The sequence below is a fragment of the Sorangium sp. So ce128 genome (assembly GCF_051525245.1).
Taxonomy (GTDB): Bacteria; Myxococcota_A; Polyangia; order Polyangiales; family Polyangiaceae; genus Sorangium; species Sorangium cellulosum_B.
Map to the genome: position 1 here is coordinate 8,294,688 of NZ_CP150313.1, position 23,066 is coordinate 8,317,753.

At 71.4% G+C, this 23,066-nt stretch carries 16 protein-coding genes; 6 read left to right on the forward strand and 10 right to left on the reverse strand.

Features of this window, described 5'->3' with window-relative positions; genetic code table 11:
• The first annotated feature begins 106 nt into the window (after positions 1 to 106).
• The 4 genes from WME82_RS31510 to aat all read left to right on the forward strand — a co-directional run bounded on the left by WME82_RS31510 (position 107) and on the right by aat (position 5,737).
• Positions 107 to 3,049: a carboxypeptidase regulatory-like domain-containing protein gene (locus tag WME82_RS31510; RefSeq protein ID WP_438038329.1), complete on the forward strand. Its 2,943-nt coding sequence runs from the start codon at positions 107 to 109 to the stop codon at positions 3,047 to 3,049.
• A gap of 86 nt (positions 3,050 to 3,135) precedes the next feature.
• On the forward strand, positions 3,136 to 3,897 hold the full coding sequence (locus WME82_RS31515) for a hypothetical protein (protein ID WP_438038330.1): 762 nt from the start codon (positions 3,136 to 3,138) through the stop codon (positions 3,895 to 3,897).
• Positions 3,898 to 3,951: 54 nt separating this feature from the next.
• On the forward strand, positions 3,952 to 4,953 hold the full coding sequence (locus WME82_RS31520; protein ID WP_438038331.1) for a glycosyltransferase: 1,002 nt from the start codon (positions 3,952 to 3,954) through the stop codon (positions 4,951 to 4,953).
• 61 nt (positions 4,954 to 5,014) lie between these two features.
• Positions 5,015 to 5,737 carry a leucyl/phenylalanyl-tRNA--protein transferase gene (gene aat, locus WME82_RS31525; protein WP_437912025.1) on the forward strand — a complete coding sequence of 241 codons (723 nt, stop codon included), beginning with the start codon at positions 5,015 to 5,017 and terminating at the stop codon, positions 5,735 to 5,737.
• Positions 5,738 to 5,921: 184 nt separating this feature from the next.
• Here aat and rbfA read toward each other — a convergent pair whose 3' ends face one another.
• The 7 genes from rbfA to WME82_RS31560 form a co-directional block, all read right to left on the reverse strand.
• Positions 5,922 to 6,296: a 30S ribosome-binding factor RbfA gene (rbfA, locus tag WME82_RS31530; protein WP_437740188.1), complete on the reverse strand. Its 375-nt coding sequence runs from the start codon at positions 6,294 to 6,296 to the stop codon at positions 5,922 to 5,924.
• Positions 6,293 to 6,688, reverse strand: coding sequence for a DUF503 domain-containing protein (locus WME82_RS31535; protein ID WP_437851074.1), 396 nt, complete (start codon positions 6,686 to 6,688; stop codon positions 6,293 to 6,295). Before WME82_RS31535 ends, rbfA begins: the two co-directional genes overlap by 4 nt.
• A gap of 10 nt (positions 6,689 to 6,698) precedes the next feature.
• A complete protein-coding gene (gene infB / locus WME82_RS31540) occupies positions 6,699 to 9,821 on the reverse strand; it encodes a translation initiation factor IF-2 (protein WP_438038332.1) in 3,123 nt (1,040 codons plus the stop codon).
• A gap of 15 nt (positions 9,822 to 9,836) precedes the next feature.
• Complete coding sequence (locus tag WME82_RS31545; protein WP_438038333.1) at positions 9,837 to 10,976, reverse strand: YlxR family protein; 1,140 nt, start codon at positions 10,974 to 10,976, stop codon at positions 9,837 to 9,839.
• 39 nt (positions 10,977 to 11,015) lie between these two features.
• Complete coding sequence (gene nusA, locus WME82_RS31550; protein ID WP_437851079.1) at positions 11,016 to 12,659, reverse strand: transcription termination factor NusA; 1,644 nt, start codon at positions 12,657 to 12,659, stop codon at positions 11,016 to 11,018.
• 30 nt (positions 12,660 to 12,689) lie between these two features.
• Entirely contained in the window at positions 12,690 to 13,316 is a 627-nt protein-coding gene (gene rimP / locus WME82_RS31555) for a ribosome maturation factor RimP (RefSeq protein WP_438038334.1), read from the reverse strand.
• Between the two features lie 334 nt (positions 13,317 to 13,650).
• On the reverse strand, positions 13,651 to 14,940 hold the full coding sequence (locus WME82_RS31560; protein ID WP_438038335.1) for a phosphoglycerate dehydrogenase: 1,290 nt from the start codon (positions 14,938 to 14,940) through the stop codon (positions 13,651 to 13,653).
• Between WME82_RS31560 and WME82_RS31565 the strand changes: the two genes are divergently transcribed.
• Entirely contained in the window at positions 14,897 to 15,916 is a 1,020-nt protein-coding gene (locus WME82_RS31565; protein ID WP_438038336.1) for an FG-GAP repeat domain-containing protein, read from the forward strand. The two genes, WME82_RS31560 and WME82_RS31565, sit on opposite strands and share 44 nt — an antisense overlap.
• Here WME82_RS31565 and WME82_RS31570 read toward each other — a convergent pair.
• The 3 genes from WME82_RS31570 to WME82_RS31580 are packed head-to-tail and all read right to left on the reverse strand — an operon-like array spanning position 15,873 to position 20,078.
• A complete protein-coding gene (locus WME82_RS31570) occupies positions 15,873 to 17,720 on the reverse strand; it encodes a hypothetical protein (RefSeq protein WP_437851085.1) in 1,848 nt (615 codons plus the stop codon). The genes WME82_RS31565 and WME82_RS31570 overlap by 44 nt on opposite strands.
• 12 nt (positions 17,721 to 17,732) lie before the next feature.
• Complete coding sequence (locus tag WME82_RS31575) at positions 17,733 to 18,377, reverse strand: hypothetical protein (protein WP_437912029.1); 645 nt, start codon at positions 18,375 to 18,377, stop codon at positions 17,733 to 17,735.
• Positions 18,378 to 18,392: 15 nt separating this feature from the next.
• Complete coding sequence (locus WME82_RS31580) at positions 18,393 to 20,078, reverse strand: FHA domain-containing serine/threonine-protein kinase (protein WP_012238434.1); 1,686 nt, start codon at positions 20,076 to 20,078, stop codon at positions 18,393 to 18,395.
• A gap of 983 nt (positions 20,079 to 21,061) precedes the next feature.
• Here WME82_RS31580 and WME82_RS31585 point away from each other — a divergent pair.
• On the forward strand, positions 21,062 to 22,903 hold the full coding sequence (locus WME82_RS31585) for a protein kinase domain-containing protein (protein ID WP_438038337.1): 1,842 nt from the start codon (positions 21,062 to 21,064) through the stop codon (positions 22,901 to 22,903).
• The last annotated feature ends 163 nt before the right edge of the window (positions 22,904 to 23,066 follow it).

Sequence of the window (23,066 nt, forward strand, 5' to 3'; positions counted from 1 at the left end):
ACCGCTGTTTCACGCGCCGCCCGGAGTGGTACAACGGGCCGCGCGCGAGGTCTCCACCGTCCCGATTGGCGGGCGTTTCCTTGTTCGACCCCGCGGGTGAGGCTCGATGCATACGCTTCGGAAGGTGTTTGCCGACAGGCCCCGGCGCGCTGCGCTCACGGCGCTGCCGCTCGTCGGCTCGCTCACGCTCGCGGGCGCTGCCGAGGCACAGCAGCCGCAGCCGCCCTTCGGACCTCAGCCGATCCCAGGCCAGCCCGCGCAGCCGCCCGGCGCTTTCGGGCCCGAGCAACCTCCCGCGCAACCCGGCTCCTTCGGGCCACAGCCCGGTCAGCCCGGCCCCTTCGGGCCGCAGCCCGGTCAGCCCGGCCCCTTCGGGCCGCAACCCGGTCAGCCCGGCCCCTTCGGGCCGCAGCCCGGTCAGCCCGGCCCCTTCGGGCCGCAGCCGGGCTTTCCGGGCGACGCTCCGCCGCAGTTCGGGCCGCAGCCGGGCCAACCGCCGCCGGACGGGAGCGTCTCTTTCGGCGCGCAGGCGTCGGTCGGCGATCAGGGCCTCCAGGCCAGCGCGACGGCGCCGACATCCACCGCGTGGGACGAGGAGGAGCGGGCGCTCTCCCTCACTGCGCAGCCGAACCTGTGGGGCTCGACCGGCCTCCTCAGGACGTCGTACGCGGGCTCGGGCGCGCCGGGCACCTTCCGGGTGTCGTTCCTGCTCGACTGGTTCTCCACGAGCGGCTTTCTCTGCGATCCGGCGGAGTCGACGCTCGCCGGTCACCCGATCACGTGCGGTCCTGACGCGAAGGAGGACTCGGCGAGCCACGTCGGAGCGTTCTTCGCGCTGAACGCGACCCCCCTGCCCTTCCTCGAGGGGTACGCGTCGATCCGCACGTTCGCGAACGCGAACGATCAGGGTCGTCCGCGGCTGCTGCAGGTGCTCGGCGACACGACGTTCGGCGTGAAGGCGTTCACCCCCACGAAGATCGGCAAGCCGTTCTCCTTCGGCGGCGAGGCGCAGCTGCTCCTGCTCAACGGGACCGGCAACGTCGGCCTCGCCGGCGGCGGCACGAGCGCGGTCTTCCGCGGGCTCGCGTCGCTCGATCTGCGCAAGCCGCAGGGCAAGGGGTTCCCGCTGCGGGTGAACGTGAACCTCGGCTACAAGCTCGACAACTCCGGCGTCCTCGTGGAGGAGGTCGAGAAGGCGCGCGCGAAGGCGTTCACGGACGATCGCGAGCGGCAGCCGATCTCGCGGATCGAGCGGTTCGGGCTCGGCATCAACCGCGTCGACTTCTTCCAGACCCACCTCGGCGTCGAGGTGCCGCTGCCGAAGGTGCAGCCTTACCTCGAGTACACCCTCGACATCCCGGTGAACCGGCAGGGTTACGAGTGCCACACGAAGACCGTGTCGCGCGGCGACGTCTGCCTCGGGCTTGACGACTTCGCGTCTCCTGACCCGCAGAACCAGGGCGGACCGGGTTATGCCGCGGCGCCGTCGCGGCTGTCGCTCGGCGTGCGGGTGACGCCGTTCGAGAAGGCGTTCCGCGGGCTCTCCGGACACGCGGCGTTCGACCTCGGCCTGTCGGCGACCTCCGTGTTCATCGAGGAGGTCGCGCCTCAGGCGCCGTGGACGCTCTATCTCGGGATTGGCTATGCGTACGATACGAAGCAGAAGGAGCCGCCGCCGGCCCCGGCGCCGCAGATCATCAAGGAGCCGCCGCAGCTCGTGCCGGCGCCGCAGACCTTCGCGCGCGGCTTCGTGCACGAGCAGAACAAGCCCGACGCGGCGGTGGCGGACGCCATCGTGACGATCGAGGGCGCGGCTCAGCCGCCGTACGCGACAGGGCCGGACGGCCGCTTCCTCACACGGCACCTCGATCCGGGGACGTACACCTTCAGCATCCGGGCGAACGGGTACAAGCCCGGCACCTGCCAGGCGACGATCCTCCCTGGCGGGGCAGCGCCGGGGCAACCCGGGGCGTTCGGCCCGCAGCCTGGGCCTTTCGGCCCGCAGCCCGGGCAGCCCGGCGCCTTCGGTCCGCAACCCGGACAGCAGGGGCCCTTCGGCCCGCAGCCCGGGCAGCCCGGCGCCTTCGGTCCGCAGCCCGGGCAGCCCGGCGCCTTCGGTCCGCAGCCCGGGCAGCCCGGCGCCTTCGGTCCGCAGCCTGGACAGCCTGGGCCCTTCGGCCCGCAGCCTGGACAGCCCGGCGCCTTCGGTCCGCAACCCGGACAGCCTGGGCCCTTCGGCCCGCAGCCCGGACAGCCTGGGCCCTTCGGTCCGCAGCCTGGGCCCTTCGGCCCGCAGCCCGGACAGCCTGGGCCCTTCGGTCCGCAGCCGGGAGGGCCTGGCGCTGCGCCGAGCCCGGCACAGCCGCAGGGGCCGACGTTCGTGGACGTCGACTGCTCCCTCGAGGCGCTGCCCAAGACGGGCAACATCGTCGGGACGGTGAAGGACGCGGAGAGCGGGGACGCGGTCGCTGGCGCGACGATCCGGCTGGTCGACGCTGCGGGCCGCGAGCAGACGGCGACGGCCGACGGCAGCGGCGCCTTCCGTTTCCCCGACCTGCCGGCCGGCGCGGTGACGCTCAAGGTCGAGGCGCAGGGCTACATGAACCACGTCAACCAGGCCGACGTCCGGACGAGCGAGGACACGCGCGCCGCCCTCACGGTGAACAAGCGGCCGAAGATCTCGCTCGTGAAGGTGCTGGGCAACGAGATCAAGATCTCGCGGCAGATCCACTTCGAGACCGACTCGGCGAAGATCCTCGGCGACTCGAACGCGCTGATGGAGGAGATCGCGGACGTGCTCCAGCGGAATCCGAACATCCGCAAGGTCGAGATCCAGGGGCACACCGACAACACGGGCGGGCGCGAGCACAACCAGACGCTCAGCGAGGCCCGGGCGAACGCGGTGCGCGCCTGGCTGATCCGGGCCGGCGTGGACGGCTCGCGGCTGCTCGCGAAGGGCTATGGGCAGGATCGCCCCGTCGCGCCGAACGTCACGCCCGCGAACAAGGCCAAGAACAGGCGCGTTCAGTTCATCATCGTGGAGAAGTGAGCCAGGTCCGCCGCCGGGCGGGCCCCGCATCCGGCCGCGCCTCGGCGTCGCTTGTCGGCGCCGGGGCGCTGCGATAGGGCACGCGCATGATCAAGCAGGTCATCGCGACCGCGCTGGCGGTGGTGGCGGGTTGCGCGGCGCCCACCCCGGCGCCCGATGCCCGGCCAGCCGAGAGCGCCCGGCCCCCCTCCGTCGGCGCCGCGCCCACGGCGGCAGCAGCGACGGCAGGGGCCAGCGCGGCTGAGGTGGCGTCAACGCCTCGCCCCGAGGACGCAAGCGCGCCGGAGCCGCCGCAGGACGGGGGCGAGCGCGGGGCCGCCGAGGGGCCCGCGGCCGACGCGTCGCCAGGCCCAGGAGCGGAGCCCAGCGCAGGCGCCGACGCGAGCGCCGCGACCTCCGCCCGCGCGGACAACAAGATCCTGCCGGCGCTCGAGAGCGAGGAGCTCACGGCGCGAGCCAGGGCGTTGTTCGACGCCGTCGCGAAGAAGGAGCCGGCGCTGGCCGAGCCCTTCTGGTTCCCCAAGGAGCCGTTCATCCCGCTCAAGGACGTGAAGGACCCTGGCAAGTACTGGGACAACCTCCACGCCGCTTACGTGAACGACGTGAAGTCGATGCATCGGAAGCGCAAGAGCTGGGAGGGGGCGCGGTTCGTCAGCTTCGTGGTGGGCTCCAAGCCGAAGTGGGTGCCTCCGGGGGACGAGGTCAACAAGATCGGCTATTACCGCTCCTTTCACGGCAAGCTGAAGTACGAGATCGACGGGAAGCCGGCGAGCCTGGACGTCCACACGATCATCTCGTGGCAGGGCCGCTGGTACATCACGCACCTCGGCGACTTCAAGAAGCGCTAGGCGTCCGCGCCCGTTCTTGTGGACGCTGCGCGGGCGCACCGCCATGGTCTCCGCGTGGCGCCGCTCGTCTCCGTCTTGCTCCCGTACCGGCAGGCGGAAGCGACGATCGAGGAGGCGCTGGAGAGCGTGCTCGCCGAGCGCGCGGTCGACCTGGAGGTGGTCGCCGTGGACGACGGCTCGACGGACGGCGGCCCTGCCAGGGTCGCGCGCATCGCGCAGCGCGATCGCCGCGTCCTCCAGGTCGCGACGGGCGGTGTGGGGATCGCACAGGCGCTCTCGCGGGCGGCGGAGGCGGCGCGCGGCGAGCTCCTCGCCCGCATGGACGGCGACGACGTCTCGGTCGGCGAGCGGCTCGCGCGACAAGCGGAGATGCTCCTCCGGGATCCGCGGCTCGACGTCGTCGGAGCCCGCGTCGAGGCGTTCGCTGCCGGGCCGATCGGCGAGGGCATGCTGCGCTACGTCGACTGGCTGAACTCGATCGTCACCCCGGAGGACCACGCGCGCGAGATGTTCGTGGAGTCCCCGCTGTGCCACCCGTCGGTGATGCTGCGGCGGAGCGCGCTGGAGCAGGTGGGCGGGTTCCGGGAGGTCCCGTGGGCGGAGGACTACGACCTGTGGCTGCGCCTCGACGCCGCGGGCGCGCGGATGGCGAAGCTCCCGGAGCTCGGCCTGCGCTGGCGGCACCGCGAGGGGCGCGCCACCTTCGCCGATCCGCGGTACGCGATCGCGAGGTTCCTCGAGGCAAAGGCGCACTATCTTGCGAGGAAGCTGCGCCCAGCGCGCCCGGTGGCCGTGTGGGGCGCGGGAAAGACAGGCCGGCGGCTGGCGAGGGCGCTCGCCCGGAACGGCGTGGCGCCCGCGCGGTTCGTGGACATCGATCCGCGCAAGATCGGCCGGATCGCGCAGGGCGCGCCGATCGTCGACCCGTCGCGGCTGGAGCGCGGGGCAGAGACCCTCGTCGTCGCCGTAGGGGCGCGGGGGGCGCGCGCGCTCATCCGCGGCCACCTCGCGGCGCGCGGCTTCGTCGAGGGCTCCGACTACCTGTGCGCCTCCTGAGCGCGCGGCGGGCGACGCTTTGCAACCGCGCGCTCTTTTGGGAGGATTCGATCCCACAGCAATGCGGGTCCCGGTGCTCACGAGCAAGCTCGACTTCCCTCCGCCAGAGCGCGCGACCCCGGAGGGGATCGTGGCCGTGGGCGGCGAGGCCTCGCCGGAGCGGCTGCTGGCCGGCTACCGCCGGGGCATCTTCCCCTGGCCTCACGAGGGGCTACCGCTGCTCTGGTTCTCCCCGGATCCGCGCTTCGTCCTGCCGCCGCGCGAGGCGCACGTCCCGCACTCGCTGCGCAAGCGGGTGCGCCGGGGCGAGATCGAGGTGCGGACCGATACGGCGTTCGAGCGGGTCATGCAGGCCTGCAGCGCCGCGCCGCGCCCTGGGCAGAACGGCACGTGGATCACCGAGGAGCTCATCGCCGGCTACACGGCGCTGCACGCCGCCGGGGTCGCGCACAGCATCGAGGCGTGGTCGAACGGCGAGCTCGTCGGCGGCCTCTACGGCGTGTCGCTGGGGCGAATGTTCTTCGGCGAGTCGATGTTCGCACGCGCGCCCGACGCCTCGAAGGTCGCGTTCGCGACGCTCCTCGGGAACCTCGTCGCCTGGGACTTCGCGCTGGTGGACTGCCAGGTGTACACGGACCACCTGGAGCGATTCGGCGCCGTGGAGTGGCGGCGGCGCGAGTTCCTCAGCGCGCTGAAGGTGGCGCTCGACGCCCCGACGAAGATGGGACCGTGGCGCTTCGACCTCGAGCCCGCGCAGGCGATCGAGCGGCTCATCTCGCGGTGATCGCGCGCCGCCCGACCCCGCTCTACAGCGCTTCCGCCCACCTCTGCTACGTGCGGACCAGAGCGGCGGGCACCCGCACAGGAGACGGGCCCAGATCGGCGTTTTCGGCGCGCAAGCGCACTCCGGTGCGCTGAGCACCGAAAACGTCGAGGTGGGCCCGTATCCGAAGCGGGTGACCGTCGCTCTAGGAGCGCTCGCCGCCCGAGCCGTCCTTGATCTCTCGGAGCAGCTCCTCGATCCGCCGCTCGGCGTCCGGCCCCTCGTCGTAAAAGAAGCGCAGCGTCGGCACCACGCGCAGCCCCATCGTGCGGGCGACGTCCCTGCGCAGCCGGCCCGACGCCGCGTCTAGCCCCTTGAGCAGGGCGCGGCGCGCCGCGGCGTCCTCCGCGCCGAACTCGTGGCGCACGTGGACCTTCGCGCTCTGCAGGTCGTCGGTGATCTCCACGCGCGACACGAGCACGCCGGCGATCCGCGGGTCACGCAGATCCCGGAGCAGGTTGGACAGATCCTCACGGAGCCGCTCGGCGACCCGCGTCGCCCGCTTCACCACGCCGCTCATTCGTCGTCCTCTGCGTCCTCGAACATGTCCGAGGACGCTCCCAGATCTCCATCGTCACGGCCGAGCGCCTGCTCGATGCCGCCCTGCACCCCAGCGCCTCCATCGCCGAACGGCACGATCTCGGTCGCCCGATCCGTGAGGACAGCGTGCGGCAGCGACCCTGCCATCGCGGCCACGTCCGCGAGGACCTTGTCGCACATGACCGCCGAGTTCGAGACGACCGCGACGCCGAGCGTCGCCCGCCTCGGATCGTCGAGCACGCCGACCTCGGCGATCGACACGCGCATCCGGCTCTGCGCCCGCTCCTTCAAGGAGCGCACCACGCTGCGCTTGTCCTTGAGGGAGCGGGCCCCGACGATATCGAGACGGAGACGGAGTACACCCACGAACATCGGATGAGGCTCAGAGCTTCGTCTTGACCTCTTCGATCTCGAAGCTCTCGATGATGTCGCGCTCCTTGATGTCCGAGTAGCCGTCGAGCGAGATACCGCACTCGAACCCCTCGACCACCTCTTTCACGTCATCCTTGAACCGGCGCAACCCGGACAGGCGACCCGTCCAGACCACGGCGTTGTCCCGGATGAGGCGCGCCTCGCCGGTGCGCTTGACCGAGCCGCTGATGGCCATGCAGCCGGCGACCGTGCCCGCCTTCGTGATCTTGAAGACCTGGCGGACCTCGGCGCGGCCGAGGACCTTCTCCACCTTGGTCGCGGGGAGCAGCCCCTCCATCGCGCTCCGGATGTCGTCGACGGCGTTGTAGATGATGTTGTAGAGCCGGATCTCGACGCCTTCGTTCTCGGCCAGTGCGCCCGCCTTGCCGGCCGGCCTGACGTTGAAGCCGACGATGATCGCCTTCGACGCGACCGCCAGGTTGACGTCGCCCTCGGTGATGCCGCCGACGGCGCCGTTCACGATCGTGACCTTCACCTTCTGGGTCGAGAGCTTCGCCAGCGCGTGGATGATCGCCTCGACCGAGCCCTGCACGTCGCCCTTGATGATCAGCTTGAGCTCGAGCTGATCGGCCTCCTGCAGGTTCTTCGTGATGGACTCGAGCGAGACGCGCGAATCCTGCGGGATGAGCGTCTTCGACGCCTTCTTGCGGCGGGTCTCGGCGATCTCCTCCGCGGTCTTCCCGTCCTTGACGGCGTGGACGGGATCGCCCGCGCTCGGCACCTCGTTGAGGCCGAGGACCTCGACGGGCGTCGCGGGGCCGGCCTCGGCGACGGAGCGCCCGAGCTCGTCGGTCATCGCCCGGACCTTGCCCCACGCGGCGCCGGCCAGGAGGATGTCGCCCGTGCGGAGCGTGCCGTCCTGGACCATGACGCGCGCGACCGGGCCGCGGCCACGATCGAGCAGCGCCTCGATGACGGTGCCGCTGGCGCGCTTCTTCGGGTTGGCGCGGAGGTCCTGGACCTCGGCGAGGAGCAGGACCGACTCGAGGAGCTGGTCGATGCCCTGCCCCAACTTCGCCGACACGCTGCAGAACATCGTCTCGCCGCCCCACTCCTCGGGCTGCAACCCGAGCGCGGCGAGGTCGCGCTTGATCTTGTCGGCGTCGGCGCCCGGCTTGTCGATCTTGTTCACCGCGACGAGGATCGGCACCTTCGCGGCCTGGGCGTGCGAGATCGCCTCCTTGGTCTGAGGCATCACGCCGTCGTCGGCCGCGACCACCAGGATCACGATGTCGGTGAGCGAGGCGCCGCGGGCGCGCATCGCCGTGAACGCCTCGTGGCCCGGCGTGTCGAGGAAGGCGATCGTGCCGCGCGGCGTCTCGACGCGGTAAGCGCCGATGTGCTGGGTGATCCCGCCGGCTTCGCCCTCGGCGACCGTGGCCTTCCGGATCCTGTCGAGCAGCGACGTCTTGCCGTGGTCGACGTGACCCATGACGGTGACGATGGGCGGACGGATCTCCACCTCCTCGTCGGTGTCGGCCCCGGCCTGCATGGCCGCGCTCAGCGTGTCCTGCTCGCTGACGGCCACGTCCTCGACGCTCCAGCCGAACTCGCTCGCGAGGATCTTCGCGGTTTCGGCGTCGAGCGTGCTGTTGATGTTCACGCCCGTCATGCCCATCGACAGGAGCCGCATGAGCACGTCCGTCGCCTTCAGGCTCATCTTCGCAGCGAGCTGCTGGAGGGTGACCTGCTCCTCGATCTTGATGACCTTCTTGTGCGAGGCCATCTCCTGCGTGGAGACCTGGACCGGCTTGCGCGGGAGACCACCGCCACCCGGGCGCTGCCGCCCGAACATCCCGGGGCGGGTGTTCCGACCGCCCATGGGCCGGCCGCCTGGACCGAAGCTGGGACCACCGGGGCGTGCCTGCTGGGCGTTGGCGCGCGGATCGTAGGTCGTGCGCCGCGCCGGCGGCGTGCCGGTGCGGGGAGCCGGCATCGTGACGCCGGGGCGCCCCTGCCAGACCTCAATGCCGGTCTTCGGCGGCGAGGACGGGCGGCGCGGCGCCTGTCCCGGCGTGCCGGCCGGATCTTCCGGCTTGGCCGCGGGCGCAGGCGGCGTGGTCGGCCGAGCGCCCGGGCGGGCGGTGGCCGGAGCTGCAGGCCGCTGCGGCGCGGGCGGCGGCGACGTCGGCCGCGACGCCCCGTGCGCTGGAGCAGGCGCGGGCGCCGAGGGCGCGGCTTGCGGCCGGGTCGGCGTCTGCGCCGCGACTGCTCCGGGCGCTGCGGCTGCTCCGGGCGCTGCGGCTGCTGCGGCAGGCGCAGGCGCAGGCGCTGCGGCAGGCGCAGGGATCGGCGCGGGCGCCGCTGCGGCAGGCGCAGGGATCGGCGCGGGCGCAGCCGCCTGCGCGGGGGCGGCAGCTGGCGCCTCGGGCGCAGCCGCAGCGGGGACGGGCGCCGGCGCGGCGGCGGTGGCAGGCGGCGCCGCGACAGGCGGCGCAGGCTTCGGCTCGGGCGAGGTCACCTTCGTCTCCTCCGCGGCCGCGGACGCCGCGGCAGGCGCGGTTGCTGCGGGAGCGGGAGCCGCCGGGGGCGGCGGCGCAGGGGGCGCAGCCGCAACAGGCGGCATCGCCGGGGCAGGCGCATTGGGCGCGGGTGCGGGAGCAGGCTCGCGCGGGCTCACGGCGACGACCGGCTCGGGGGCCGGCGCCGAGGGCGCTGCGACGGGAGCGGCGGGCGGCGCAACGGGGCGACGGGGCGGCGCTTCTTCCTGAGCGGCGCGCTCGGGCGGCGACGAAGCCAGAGCGGGCTCAGCCGCAGGCCGAGAGGGCGCAGGCTCCGGAGCAGCGCGAACGGGCGCCTCCGACAGGTCAGGCCCGCGGCCTGGCGAGGACGGCTCGGGCTCGGCCCCGGGCCGTGCGCGACGCTTGACGACCGTGGGGCGGATCCTCTCCTCCACCACCTCAGGCGACTTTTGCCGCTCGAGGTGCCGCTTAACCCGCTCGACGACGTCGGACTCGACGGCGCTCATGTGATTGCGCACGTCGCCTATACCCATGGACTGGAAGAGCGCGACCAGCGTCTTCTGGTCCATATTCAGCTGCTTGGCGACCTCGTAGACCCGGACTTTGCTCATGCACCTCGCTCCACGTTAACCAATCCGCCTCACCCATCCGCGCGGGCGACGATTTGCGGCCACTCTGTCGACCGTCGAGGCGCGTCCGGTAGAACCGGACACCGCCGCCCTGCCCCCGACCGCACCGCCTCCCCCCATGCCCGGCGCAGTAGCAAGAAGCCGACCGGACCCACTCTCCGGCACCCGCCGCTCCTCGCGGCTGGTAAGCGCGCCCTCCAGGCTGCCGGGTCTTCCCCCGACATCCTCGGACGCCGAGAGAACCCCGGCCCCGGGGTTCTCGCGCTCCACGCCTGACGTCCCCGGCCCTCGGCGACGCGAGAGGCCAGCATGGCCAGGCGGCGCCTTCCGATGCTCGGGGCTCTCGCCCTCCTCCGATCGGGCGGCCGCGCTGCGCGAAGGCCGCCCCCTGCGACCGGCGCCGCGGCGCCCACCCTCCGCGGCGTCCTCGCCCCGCTCGACGCGCGCGCACGTGTCCACGACGTGCGCTGCGTTCGCGACGGCAGCGGCGATCGACGCCGCCGAGATCGCCATCACGGCCACGCCGCGCTCGCGCGGGCCGCCCGCCAGGGCGCCGAGCCCCTGCTTGCTGCCCCACGCGACGGCGCGCCCTTCGGCGACGGCGCGCCGGACCTCCGGCAGATCCGCGCCTGCCGCGGCGTCGCACGCGACCAAGACGAGCGCGGCCTCACCGCGCACGCACGACCCGACGACCGCATCGGGGCCGATCGCCGCGCTCTGGGAGCGGACGGCGGCACGGACGAGCCCGTGGAGCCGGCGCTCGGTAGCCCCTCGGATCGCCCGCGCCAGCGAGACGGTCGTGAGCGGCTCGACGCCCTGCGCCTGATCGCCGGCGCCCTCGGCGCCTCCTCCAGCGGCCCCCACGATCGCGTGGACACGTCCCTTCGCGGCGCGGGCGAGCCCCCGGGCGACCGCCGCCGAGAGGCAGTCCTGCTGCGGGTGGACGTGTGCGCCCCGCCCGAACCCGCCGTCGCCCGGATCGACCGCGACCACACCGCCGGGACCAAGGATGAGCCGGACGAGCGGACGAGCGCCGCGGACGTCGTCGACGCCGACGCGCTCCCCGCAGCCGACGCACGTGCGCACTCGCCCCTTCTCGAAGGGCTCACGCTCACCCGCGTCGCTCTGTCTGCTCACTGCTGATCCCATCCTCGGCCCTCTACTTCTCCTCGCAGCCTACGCGTGCCTCACGTCTGCGGCGCGACGAACGTCCGCCCGCGCCGCATCGAGCACCTTCTGCTCGCTTTCAACGAAATCCCGCGCCCCCTGCTTGATGGCGCGCGCCTTCTTGATGCCGAGGCCGGTGCGGATCGCCAGCCGATCCTCGTCCTCCCGCAGCACGTCCTCGACGCTGCGGTACCCGGCCTCCTCGAGCAACACCACCGTCCGATCGCCGACGCCACGGATGAACATCAGCCGCTCGCGGTCGGTGAGCGGCTCGGTGCGCGAGCTCGCGGAGCGGATGCGCTCCTGCCGCAGCCGCTCCATCGTCGTGTCCGCCTGCGACTTGATGCGATCGGCGGCCTCGACGCCGCCGAGACCCGGGATCGCCGCGAGCTCCTCGACCGAGGCCTCGCTGACCTCCTCGAGCGCGCGGAAGCCGAGCCGGTACATGGACTTGGCGATCTGCTCCGTCACCACGTCCATCTGCTGCAAGGCGGAGATCGCCTCTTCTTCCATCTGCTTGAACTTGGTCTCGCTGATGATGTCGAGCTTCCAGTTCGTCAGCTGCGCGGCGAGCCGCACGTTCTGGCCCTTGCGCCCGATCGCGAGCGACAGCTTCTCGTCCGGCACCACGAGCTCCATGCGCCCGTCGGCCTCGTCGACGATCACCTTGTGCACCTCGGCCGGCTGGATCGCGGCGATGACGTAGCGCGCCGGATCGCGATCGAACGGCACGATGTCGATCTTCTCGCCGCGGAGCTCCTGGACGACCGCCTGCACGCGCGAGCCCTTCATGCCCACGCACGCGCCCACCGGATCGACGTCCGCGTCGCGGCTGGTCACCGCGATCTTCGAGCGGGCGCCCGGCTCCCGGGCGACGGACACGATCCGCACGATGCCCTCGTAGATCTCGGGGACCTCGGCCTCGAAGAGCTTCTCGACGAGCCGGGGATCGGAGCGAGAGAGGATGACCTGCGGGCCGCGGGCCTCGCGATCGATGTCCTTCACGTACGCCACGATGCGGTCCCCGGGCCGGTACGTCTCGCGCGGCGTCTGCTCGCGGAACGTGAGCACGCCCTCGGTGCGACCGATGTCGACGATGATGTTGTTGCCCTTCTCGAACCGCCGCACGATGCCGCGGATGAGCTCGCCCTTGCGATCCTTGTACTCGTTGAAGATGAGATCGCGCTCGGCGTCGCGCACGCGCTGCAGCAGGACCTGCTTCGCCGTCTGCGCGGCGATGCGCCCGAAGGTCGTGCGGCCGTGCTTGAGCTTCAGGATGTCGCCGTATTCCTTGTCCTGATCGCGCGCCTTCTCCGCGTCCTCGGGTCGCCAGAAGACCTGGAAGCCGAGCTCCTCGCCCAGGGTCGCATCCAGCTTCAGCTTGTCCACGTCAGTGATGGAGATCTCGCGCTCCGGCTCCGTCACGGCCTCGACCACGGTCATGTACTGGAAGAGGTCGATCTGCCCGGTGTCCTCGTTGAAGCGCGCCTCGAGCTCGCGGGTGGGGCCGAAGACGCTCTGCGCGGCCTTCAAGATCGCGGCCTCGATCGTCTCGACGAGGATCTTCTTGTCGATCCCCTTCTCCTTCGCGACCTGATCGAGGATGCTGCCGAGGCTCGTCTCCGAGGTCGGCATCGCTGCCATCGTTGCCATGACGTCCCTGTCTCCTGATCTTTCTTCTCTCTACTTGCGCTTCTCGGAGCCGCGCTCGCTCCGCTTTGAGCCCGACCGCGGAGCCGCCTCCGCGAGCTGCTTCTTCTGCCCCGACTCCTTAGCCGGCTCCTTGCCCTGCCGCTGCCCCTTCTTGGGCTGCGCCGTGAGCTCGAAGACGAGGCGCGCCTCCACGACATCCGCGAACGGGACCGCGATCCGCTTGCCGTCGACCAGCACCGCGACCTGCCCCTCCGGAGCCTCGAGGAGCTCGCCCCGGAGCAACCGCTGACCGTCCGGTGCGGGGCGTGCCAGCTTCACCTTCACTGTCCTGCCGAGGAAACGAGCGAACTCGGCCGCTGTACGCAGCCGCCGGTCGAGGCCAGGCGAGCTGACCTCGAGGTTGTAATGGTTGGGTATGAGATCCTCGACGTCGAGGACCGACGAGACGTCGCGCGACACGTCCGCGCAGTCCTCGAGCGTGACCCCGCCGCCCGCGTCGTCCGCCCCCTCGCGCTCGATCGTGAACCGCAGCGTCCAGCCCGCCCGCTCCGTGATCCACTCCAGATCGACGAGCGTGATCCCATGCGAGGCCAGCACCGGCGCGACGGCGTCGCGAACGCGCCCGAGATCGAACACGGCTCTGGTCGAAGGCTCCATGGGTTGCTGCATGTGAGAGACGTCACTTTCGGCGGATCCAGGTCCTCCCAGCGCGATCGGCCCCGAGCGAGGGTGCCCGGTGCCTCTGCGCCAAAAAAAAAGAGCCGATTCCCCGAACTGGGAACCCGGCTCGCGGATCCGCCTAGTTGTCGGCGGACAACCTAGTCGAGTGCGGGCCCTCATGCAAGGGGGGATACGGGCAAACCGCCCCTGCACGGCCGGAGATCTCCCGCCGGTTCCTCCTCGCGTCCTCGCGACGGCCAGCAGCGCGTCAGCGCTGGAGCGCTCCCCGCCGCGCGGCAGTCACGCGACGCGTCCGCCGGGTCCGTCAGCGTTATGCCAGATTCGGCAGCGCGACGATATCGACGTGCAGGACCTCCTCGAACGCCGCGATTTCCTTCAGACAGGCCTCGCTCGGCCGGCCGGAGACGCGCATCTTCGTGCAGGTCGCAGTGGCCCCCTCGAAGACGGTGTTTGAAATCTCCTCGATGTTGATCCCGTGGCGTTTCATGACGCTGAGGGTGTTCGCGAGGACGCCGACCTTGTCCATCATTCGGACGACGACCGCGTAGCGGGCGGGCGACGTGGCGCAGATATTGACCACGTTGGGCAGCTCCTCCTCCGTCATGAAGGCACGGATGATCCGGGCCGTCTCGAGGGCGACCGCGCGCTGGGCCTGCTCCGTCTGCGCGCCGACGTGGGGGGTGCCGTAGACGAGCCCTCGCTCGAGGAGATGCGACTCGAACGGCGCCGAGCTCTTGTCAGGCTCGGTGGCGAACACGTCAAGGCCGACCCGCAGCCCCTTGCGCGGGATGAGCTCCTCGAGCGCGGCGTAGTCCATCACCTCGGGGCGCGCGGCGTTCACGACGATGGCGCCGTCGGGAAGCGCCTCGAGGACGCTCCGGCTGACGATACCGCGCGTCTGCGGGGTAGCCGTCAGGTGGACGGTGAAGATGTCAGAGCGGGCAGCCAGATCCTCCAAGGTCCGCGCATAGCTGACGTCCAGCTTGGCGGCGCGGCCCGGCGTCAACGAGCGCGACCAGGCGTGCGGCTCGAGCCCGAACGCGCGGGCGCGCAGGAGCACCTCACGGCCGATCGCGCCGAGCCCCGCGATCCCGATCCGCCGACCGAACAGGCCACGGGCCACCGAGTACTTCGCCTTCTCCCAGCGGCCGGCCCGGAGCTCCGACGTCGCATCGACCAGGCGGCGGTCCAGCGCGAGGATGAACGCCATCGTCAGCTCTGCCACCGCGGTCGCGTTCTTGCCGGGACAGTTCGCCACGTAGACGCCGCGCGCGCTCGCGGCCGCGACGTCGATCGTCCCCACGCCGACCCCTGCCCTCACGATCAGGTTGAGCTGTCGCCCGGACGCGATCGCCTTCGCCGTGACCTCCGTGGAACGAACGACGAGAATGCCGATCCCCTCGAGAGCCGCCGGCAGCGTGTCTCTGGTGAGCTCCGGCCGGGACTCGATCTCGATCCCGAGCACCTTGAGCTCTTCCAGAGCCGAGAGGTCCATTTTGTCGGCTACTAGCAGGCGCATGCGGACGGGAACCGTAACAGAAAAGCTCTCGCTGACGATGGGCGTTCTACGCCTCGTCTGCGTCGTCTGCGTCAGTTGCACCAGCTCATGCGCCAGCGATCATCAGGTTTCTCCCTGGGGTGCAGCGGGCAGACCGACGCTCGGCGCGTTCGTCGCGCCCCCGGACCTCGACGCTCGGCTGCACGCCATCGACGTGGAGGCCGCCGAGCTCGGGCTGAAGCTCGAGGTCGAGCTCCGCGGCGCGCTACGGCGCGGCGGCGAGGTGGTGGTGCGCGGTTACAGCGGGACCGACGCGCTCGGGCGCCGCTCGTCGGCGGTCCGCGTGGCGACGCCGCACGGCGTGGTCATCGCCGCGGGGCCCCTCGACAGCGGGCGCGTGGACCGCAGACAGGCGACCCAGCTGATACCGTCGCTCCTCCCCGGCCACGAGCCGGAGGCAACGGAGCAGCTCGGGGTGTTCCGCTCCGGGACCGATCTCAACCAAGACGGCGCTCCGGACGTCGTGCTCAGAAACGAGGAAGGCGAGCTGGAGATCTGGGCCGTGCAGCCGCTCGGCGCGGCCCGGTACGCCGTCGAGCTCGCGGCGCCGCCGCGGTTCGCGCTCGACGTCGACCAGGATGGCACCCTGGAGCTCGCCGGCCGGATCCCGCTGGACGAGGGGGATCCCATCGCGCCGGATCTCCTCGACGTCGCGGGGTTCGAGGGAGATCGCTACACGCACCGCGGCAGCGTCGCTCGGGCGTTCCATGCAACGCGCGCGGAAGGCCCCGGCGCGGAGACGGCCGGCCAGGGCAAGCAGCAGGAGCCGCCGAAGGACGACGCCGCGCGCCTGCGGGGAGCGCTCGAGCGGGCCTGGCACGCGGTGCTCGCGGGCAGGCCGGCGGCCGAGACGCTCGCGACGCTCGACCGAGAGCCGGTGACGCCAGCGCTCCGGGGCGCGTTCTCGGCGCACCGCGCGCGCGTCGCAGCGGCCGCGAGCGGTCCACCGGCGCCGCCCGGCGCCGGCGGCGTCCCTACTCGTCCGCAGGGAGCATCGGAAACGCCTGCTCGAAGGTGACGAGGATGTCGCCGGGGAGCGCGTCAGGCTCCTTGTAGCCGCGCGTCAGCGGCACCCCCCAGTCGGCGCGCATGACGACGCGGCTGAGCTGCGGGAAGAGGGCCCGTACCCCGAAGCCAGCCGACTGCTTGAGGCGCAGATCGTCGAAGCCGTCGAAGGCGTCGCCGGCGTCGAAGAAGGCCGCGCCCGCGACCTGGCACGACCAGATCTCGAGGGGCCGCGTGCGGAGCTCCAGGTTCGCAGAGAGCACGTCCTCGCCGATGAACGCCGCCGTCGGGTACCCGCGGAGCCGGGTGTCGCCGCCGAGGACCAGCTTCCTGTTCAGGTAGTTCCTGTATCGGTCGAACAGGCGCACGTCGAACACGAGCCGCCCGACGCCGAAGCTCGGCGTGTGAACCCGCGCGCGCGCCTCGATGGAGGCGTCGAAGATCTGCGAGCCGTCGAGCTCGGTGACGGTCTCGACCACGGCGCGCGCGAGGCCGTCGCCGAGCGCGACGGTGTACGCGGCCGCGGCGGAGATCCCGAGGAAGCTCCTGCTCGAGTTGAGCGCGGTCGTGACCGGATAGATCAGGATCGCGAGCTCGTGCCCCAGCCGGTAGTCCTCCTGCAACGCGAGCGTGTTGAAGTCGAGGACGCGCAAGAAGCGGGTCGAGTACGTCGCGTACTTGAACGTCGGCGCGACGCGGGTGTCGCTCACCGGCATCACGCGCTCCTCGAACTCGGCGATCGCGGCAGGGGGGAGGCCTCCGGGCGCGTCGAGGCGATAGACCTTGCGGCTCGCCTCGATGCCGACCGAGACGTCGTGCTTCACGGCCGAGGACCTCGACGCGCCGCCGCCGAAGCTGCGCGTGACGGCGTAGCCGCCCACCAGGAGATCGCTGCGGTAGCGGTACGGGACGCGATCGTCCTTCGGCGTCGCCTCCGCGTCGAAGGTGGCGAGCTTCGTGCCGACGAAGCGGCGGGTCACCTCGTCGCGCCAGGAGATCTCGAGGTCCCAGGCCCACTCCGCCTGCGTCGCGTAGAGCGGCTGGCCGTAGATGAACTCGCCGCTCGTGCCCTCGAACTCGCCGGTCTCCCGGTCGATGATCGCGTTCGCCTGGGTCCGCAGCCGCACGTGGCTGCCCCCGATGCGCGGCATCGCGTAGGTGACGCCGAACGAGAGCGCGCCGGGATCGAGCGCGAGCTGCGCCGCGACGGAGTGGTGGACGCCGAGCAGGTTCTGCTCGCTGGGCTGCAGGAACAGGTACTCGAGCTGCCCGCCGGCGATGCGGTAGTCCGAGTTGAGGCGCAGGCTCCAGACGTCCTTGGTGACGACGGCGACCCGCACCCGATCCGGAGCGCCGCCTCGCACGGCGAAGACGAGGACGAGCGACAGCTGGCTCAGGTCGCGCAGGTTGCGCGCCGACTCGTCGGCGAGCGCCTGCTCGTAAGGGCGCCCGGCCGCGAGCAGCACCTCGCGCCGGATGACGTACGGGCGCGACAGGGCGTGGAACCAGTTCAGGAAGGCCGGCGCAGGATCGCGGTCCTCGATCACCTCGAGCGGGACCACGTCGATCCCCTCGACGATCTTGCCCTCGGGGGCAGGATCGAGCGTCGCGCCGAGGCGCGACAGGACACGCTCGATGGTGGCGCTCTCGTAGCTCGAATAGCCCTCGCGCCGAGCCGGCGCGGCGGGCGCCGCCGGCCCCCCCTGCTTCCCGGCGGCCGCTGCCGTCCCGCCCTGCTGGGCTTGCGCCTCGATCGCGAGGAGCGCCCCGAGGGCCGGGAGCGCGAAGCGCACCAGGACGATCGATGCGCTACGCACGAGCCTCTCGCCTCAGAAGGACTCGTTGGCAGGGTACGTCGCCATGACGTTGATCTTGTACTTCACGTACTGGTGCGGGATCGTCCCCCAGTCGGGCGTCGGCATGGCCCGCTTCACGCAGCGGAGCAGCTCCTTCGTCTTCGCGCGGCTCACCGTCGTCGACTTGCCCACGTAGAGGTTGGTCCGCTTGCGCCGGAAGTCCATCTCGAGGACGAAGCTCACCGTGACGCCCGCCTTGCCGGAAGGGGCGCACTGGACGTTGTCGCGGATCGCGCGCGACAGGCCGTCCTCGAAGAACGTGACGTGATCGCAGCGCTCGGGCGGGGTGGTGCCCGGGCCGGGGTTCTCGCACTTGATCGTGGTGAACGGCGAGAGCGTGACCCCCTCCGACAGCTCGGCGCCCGCGTCGGCGAGCGCGCCCGCGTCCCAGGCGTAGGTGCCTGCGTCAGCCGTCGCGGCGTCCGCGGAGGGGATCGACTCGGGCTTCGGGCGCCGCCACAGGTAGAGCGGCACCGCCACCACGATGAGGCCCGCGACGAGCGCGATGATGATCTGGAGCCGCACGGGGCGCTCGCTGCCACCGCGACCGAGGTAGCGGTACGGCGAGGGCTGAGACGGCGGACTGGAGGTGGACGGGAACGGAGGCCGGCTGTTCATCGGACGCGCTCAGGCTCAATCGATGAGCGTCCGCGCAGGGCGCCCAGGCTCGCCCTTCACCAGCGTCGCGCCGAGCTCGAGCGTCTCCGGGAGCATCCCCTGAACCTGCGCGACCACCTGCTCGACCACGTGTCGGGCCTCGTCGATGCTCGGACCCACGATCGAGACCACGAACTTGAGCGGCCCCGTGCGGCCCGCGACGGCCGGCGTGAGGCTGAGCAGGAGCATCTCGGTCAGATCGATCACCCGCTGCGCCGCCTTCCGCAGGGCGAGCATCTCCAGGATGGTCGGGCGCTCGCTGACCTGGCGGTTCGGCCCGCGCAGCTCGTACCGCGCGACCTGCATCGGCACCTCGGCCCAGTCGGCGAACAGGCCGTCCTCGTCGATCGCCTTCATCAGGTGCTCGCGCACGAGCAGGCCGGTGAGGCCGTCGCGCTTCGCGAGGTACTGCTTCGCGCGTCGGTGCTGCGGCGAGTCCGGGCCGAACGTCACGAGCTTCATCCGGCACTCGCCGACCTGCACCTCACCGCCGTGCAGCAGCGAGACCTGCGACTTGCGCTCGTAGTTGAAGTCCGCGTAGCTGCCGTTCGTGCTGCCCTGGTCCTCGATGAACCACGACCCCGTCTGCCACTTCAGGATCGCGTGCGCCCCCGAGACGGTCGCCTCGGGCACGCACAGGCTCTGATCGCTGCGACGGCCGAGCGCGAGCTTCGTGTCGTGCAGCGGCAGCAGGGAGCCCACGATCTCGGGCGCGTTCGTCGCATACGTCACGAGCAGCGACTGCGCCCCGGGGGTGAAGTTCAGCTTGAGCGCGCCGCCCGGCGGCGGGCCCGGATCGAGGCGCTCGCGCGGCAGCTGGATCGGGCTCGTCGTGAGCTGCGACGGGTTGAAGAAGCGCATGTGCCGCGCCTGCGGCCGCATCGACGGGTCCTCGTTGAGGCCGCGGAAGATCTGCCGCACCTCGTCGATCGACAGGCCCGCCGGCACGTCGAACATGATCTGCTGCTTCATCGTCTTGACCCGCGGCTTGTAGCCGGGCTCGGGGACGCGGCAGGTCCACATCTCCCAGAGGGTCAAGGCCATGGCGTACACGTCGTCCTCGGGGCTCGCGCCGCCGTTGCGCAGCCGCTCGGGAGACATGTAGTTCGGCGTGCCGCCGTCGGGCGGGGCGCCAGGGCGGCGCGCCGAGGCGCGCGCGCGCTCCTGGGCGAAGCCGAAGTCGAGGATCACCGCGCGGCCCTCGGAGACCATCACGTTGCCCGGCTTCAGATCGCCGTGCACGAGGCCCTGCGCGTGGATGGCCGCGAGCCCGTTGCAGACCTCGCTCGCGATCTTGCGGAACTCGTCCGCCGAGTAGCCGCCCTGGGCCTTGCGCTTGCGGATGTGCGTGTGGAGCGTCTGCCCGGGGATCTGCTCCATCACGAGGATGGGGCCCCACGGGCTCGGCGCGAGGTCGTGCACGCGACAGACGTTCGGGTGGCCCACCGAGCGCGCGAGGAGGAGCTCCTGGCGAAGCGCCTCGTCGTCGCCTGGCATGCGCGACTCTTCGCGGACAACCTTGAGGGCCACGGTCTGCTGCGTCGAGCGATCGAAGGCCAGGAAGACCTCGCCCATGCCGCCCTTACCGAGGCTCTGACGGATGTCGTAACGGTCATTGATGACCGTTCCGGCAGTGATGGGAGGAGGGGGTGTCTTGGTCACGGCCCGCGGTGGATAAAAGGAGCGCGAACCGGAGCGTGCCCGACACCGGCTGCGGCGCACAGCGTCGTCCATCTGAACGTCAAGCGCAACGGTCGTTCGGAGGGAGAGGCCAAACCCCGCGCGGCGGCGGCCGCTTCCCCGCTGATTTGGGCCGAGATCGCACCTACGAACGTCCCGGCCGCCGGGATCTCTTGACGATGACGGCTGATTTGTTTACGCGGCTCGGCCAACCCGGCGCGACCGCCGCGCGCGGGCCGGCGCTGGCGTGAGGCGCGCCGGGCCAGCGAGCCGTTGAAGCCACGTCCCATCTACCGGACGGGCGAGAAGAGTGGCTCCTCCGCGACGGCCTGGGAACGGACCAGCGGACCGATGTTCGTCCGGGACGATGCAGGACGATGCAGACGGTGCAGAGGACGCGAAGGAAATCGTCCGACTGACGCCGTCCGAGGGCGTGAACGGGAGCGGCGACGGCGGTCGCATGCGCGCCGACAGCTCCCCGGCTCCGCTCATGGGCCTCTCGATCGCAGGCACGTCGCTCTCCCTCTCTCTTCACCGACGACGCGAACCGCATCTGGATCGGCGGCCTCGCGCGGAACGCGGCTTCCTGCTCATGGTCGCGGTCCGCCGCGGGTCGACACCCTTCCAGCCGCGCGCCGCGCAGCGCTCCGCGACGGAGCGATCCGCCCGCGAACCGCGCAGACCGAGGCGATGCGCAGGCCGTGCAAACGTCCCGCTCCTGCGCGCGATCCGTCCTACGTTCTTCACCCCGCAGCGACGCGCCGGGGTCACCGACGTTCAGCCTCGCGCGGCCCGCCTCGCCTCAACGACCGCACGGACGGCAGCGCACCACGCTCCACGCATTCCCTGCTTGTATCGTGGCACTGCAGATTGACACCTCAGAGTCGCCTCAGTCACACTGCTTCCGAGGCGGCTGCTGTGTGTCCAATCTTCACCTCCTCCCGCTGCCCGAGGAGAGGCGCGACATGCCTGATAGCCGACAGCGAGAGGTAAACGGCAGCTCGAAGGTCTCGAGGGCTGCCGCGACAGACCCGCTGCTGGGGCGTGTCGTCAACGGCCGCTTCACGATCGTCAGCGTCATCGCCCGCGGCGGCATGGGGAAGGTGTACAGGGCCGAGCAGGCGCCGCTCGGCCGCATCTGCGCGCTCAAGGTGCTGAGCCCCAAGTACGAGGGCGACCACGATCCCGAGTTCCACAGGCGCTTCTTCCTCGAAGCGTCGATCGCGGCGAAGCTCACGCACCCGAACACGGTCACCGTGTTCGACTACGGCCAGAGCGACGACGATATCTACTACATCGCGATGGAGTACATCGAGGGGAAGACCCTGCACCGCGTGCTCCGCGAGGAAGGGCCGTTCTCCGAGGCGCGCGCGGCCCACATCGCGCGCCAGATCTGCCGGTCGCTCCGCGAGGCGCACGGGCTCGGGGTCGTGCACCGCGACCTCAAGCCGGGCAACGTGCTGCTCGTCGACCACGAGGACGAGCACGACCACGTGAAGGTGCTCGATTTCGGGCTCGTGAAGGACACCCAGAGCGGCGAGGACCTGACCCAGCAAGGCCTGTTCATGGGCTCGCCCAAGTACATGGCGCCCGAGCAGATCACCGGCAGCGATGTCTCGGCGCGCACCGATATCTACGCGCTCGGCGTGATGATGTACGAGATGCTGTCGGGCCAGGTGCCCTTCGACAAGGGCGCGGGCGTCGGGACGCTCATGTCGCACGTCCACGACCAGATCCCGCCGATGCAGGCCCACAACCCGCAGCTCTCCATCTCGCAGACGATGGAGGGGATCGTCTATCGCTGCCTGGAGAAGGACCCGGCGCACCGCTTCTCGTCGATGAACGAGCTCGTCAACGCGCTCAAGTTCACCGCAGGCGGCATCTCCACGCGAGACACGGGCGAGAACCCGCCCATGCTGTCCGACACGACGGGCTACCGCGCGTCGCTGCCCTCGTATCCGTCGGCCACGCCGTACCCGTCGGCGCCTTCGTATCCGTCGGCGCCTTCGTATCCATCGGCGCCTTCGTATCCGTCGGCGCCTTCGTATCCATCGGCCACGCCGTACCCATCGGCGCCTTCGCGTCCGTCGGCCACGCCGCACCCATCGGCCGCTCCGCTCTCGACGACGAGCGATTTTCCGGGCCTCTCCACGCCGTACTCGTCGCCCCCCACGAGCTCACCCGCCACCTATACAGGCCCCCTCGCCACGGACAGCGCCCTCAAGCCGCCTGCGGCGCCCGTCTTCGTCCCCCCGTCGATCACCGACGCGATGGGGTCGCGCCCAGCGCCGCCCGCGGAGGTGCTCTCCGCCAGCCAGACCGGCGCGAGCCCAGGTCGAAAGGTCATCCCCTGGGCGCTCACCGCGGTCCTCGCGGTCGGGGTCGGCGTCGCCGCCGCCCTGCTGGCGCGCGTGCCGGTCGCCCACACGAGCGCGGCGGCGCGCGAGCAGGGCGCGGTGAGCCCCCCTCCGCTCGCAGCGACAGCCCCGGCAGCGCCGGCGCCCGCGGCGCGCGGGCTGCACATCGAGAGCTCGCCGCCCGGCGCGGCCGTCAGGGAAGGCAACAAGGAGCTCTGCGCCGAGACGCCGTGCGAGATCGTCTGGCGAGGGGCCGCGGCCGCGCTCGCGCTGGAGCACGAGCTCGTGTTCGAGAAGCCGGGCTACAAGCCCGCCACGGTGAGCGTCTCCGGCGCCGAGGAGAAGGTGCGCGCGAAGCTCGACCCGGCCGCGATCCCGGCGCCGGCGACCCCGGGCAAGCCCAGGGCGAACATCCAGAAGCCCGAGCCGTACAAGAGCAACCCCTACTGACGAGGGCGCGGACGCGCCCCGGCCGCTCTTCTGGTAGAGTCGCCGCGCTTTCGCGGCCAAGGCCTCTTACCATGGCCGCAGTGGCTTCGCGTTCGCGCAAGGAGCTCACCGGACGCTCCTCACGTGGACCCGTCGATGAAGTGTTCGGTGTGATGTGGGGAGC

Excerpts from the sequence above, each read along its gene's own strand:
- rimP (WP_438038334.1), bottom strand. The coding sequence starts at position 13,316 with ATGGAGCCTTCGACCAGAGCCGTGTTCGATCTCGGGCGCGTTCGCGAC.
- WME82_RS31510 (WP_438038329.1), top strand. The coding sequence starts at position 107 with ATGCATACGCTTCGGAAGGTGTTTGCCGACAGGCCCCGGCGCGCTGCG.
- WME82_RS31585 (WP_438038337.1), top strand. The coding sequence starts at position 21,062 with ATGCCTGATAGCCGACAGCGAGAGGTAAACGGCAGCTCGAAGGTCTCG.
- rbfA (WP_437740188.1), bottom strand. The coding sequence starts at position 6,296 with ATGAGCGGCGTGGTGAAGCGGGCGACGCGGGTCGCCGAGCGGCTCCGT.
- WME82_RS31575 (WP_437912029.1), bottom strand. The coding sequence starts at position 18,377 with ATGAACAGCCGGCCTCCGTTCCCGTCCACCTCCAGTCCGCCGTCTCAG.
- nusA (WP_437851079.1), bottom strand. The coding sequence starts at position 12,659 with ATGGCAACGATGGCAGCGATGCCGACCTCGGAGACGAGCCTCGGCAGC.
- WME82_RS31565 (WP_438038336.1), top strand. The coding sequence starts at position 14,897 with ATGGGCGTTCTACGCCTCGTCTGCGTCGTCTGCGTCAGTTGCACCAGC.
- aat (WP_437912025.1), top strand. The coding sequence starts at position 5,015 with ATGCGGGTCCCGGTGCTCACGAGCAAGCTCGACTTCCCTCCGCCAGAG.
- infB (WP_438038332.1), bottom strand. The coding sequence starts at position 9,821 with ATGAGCAAAGTCCGGGTCTACGAGGTCGCCAAGCAGCTGAATATGGAC.
- WME82_RS31535 (WP_437851074.1), bottom strand. The coding sequence starts at position 6,688 with ATGTTCGTGGGTGTACTCCGTCTCCGTCTCGATATCGTCGGGGCCCGC.
- WME82_RS31515 (WP_438038330.1), top strand. The coding sequence starts at position 3,136 with ATGATCAAGCAGGTCATCGCGACCGCGCTGGCGGTGGTGGCGGGTTGC.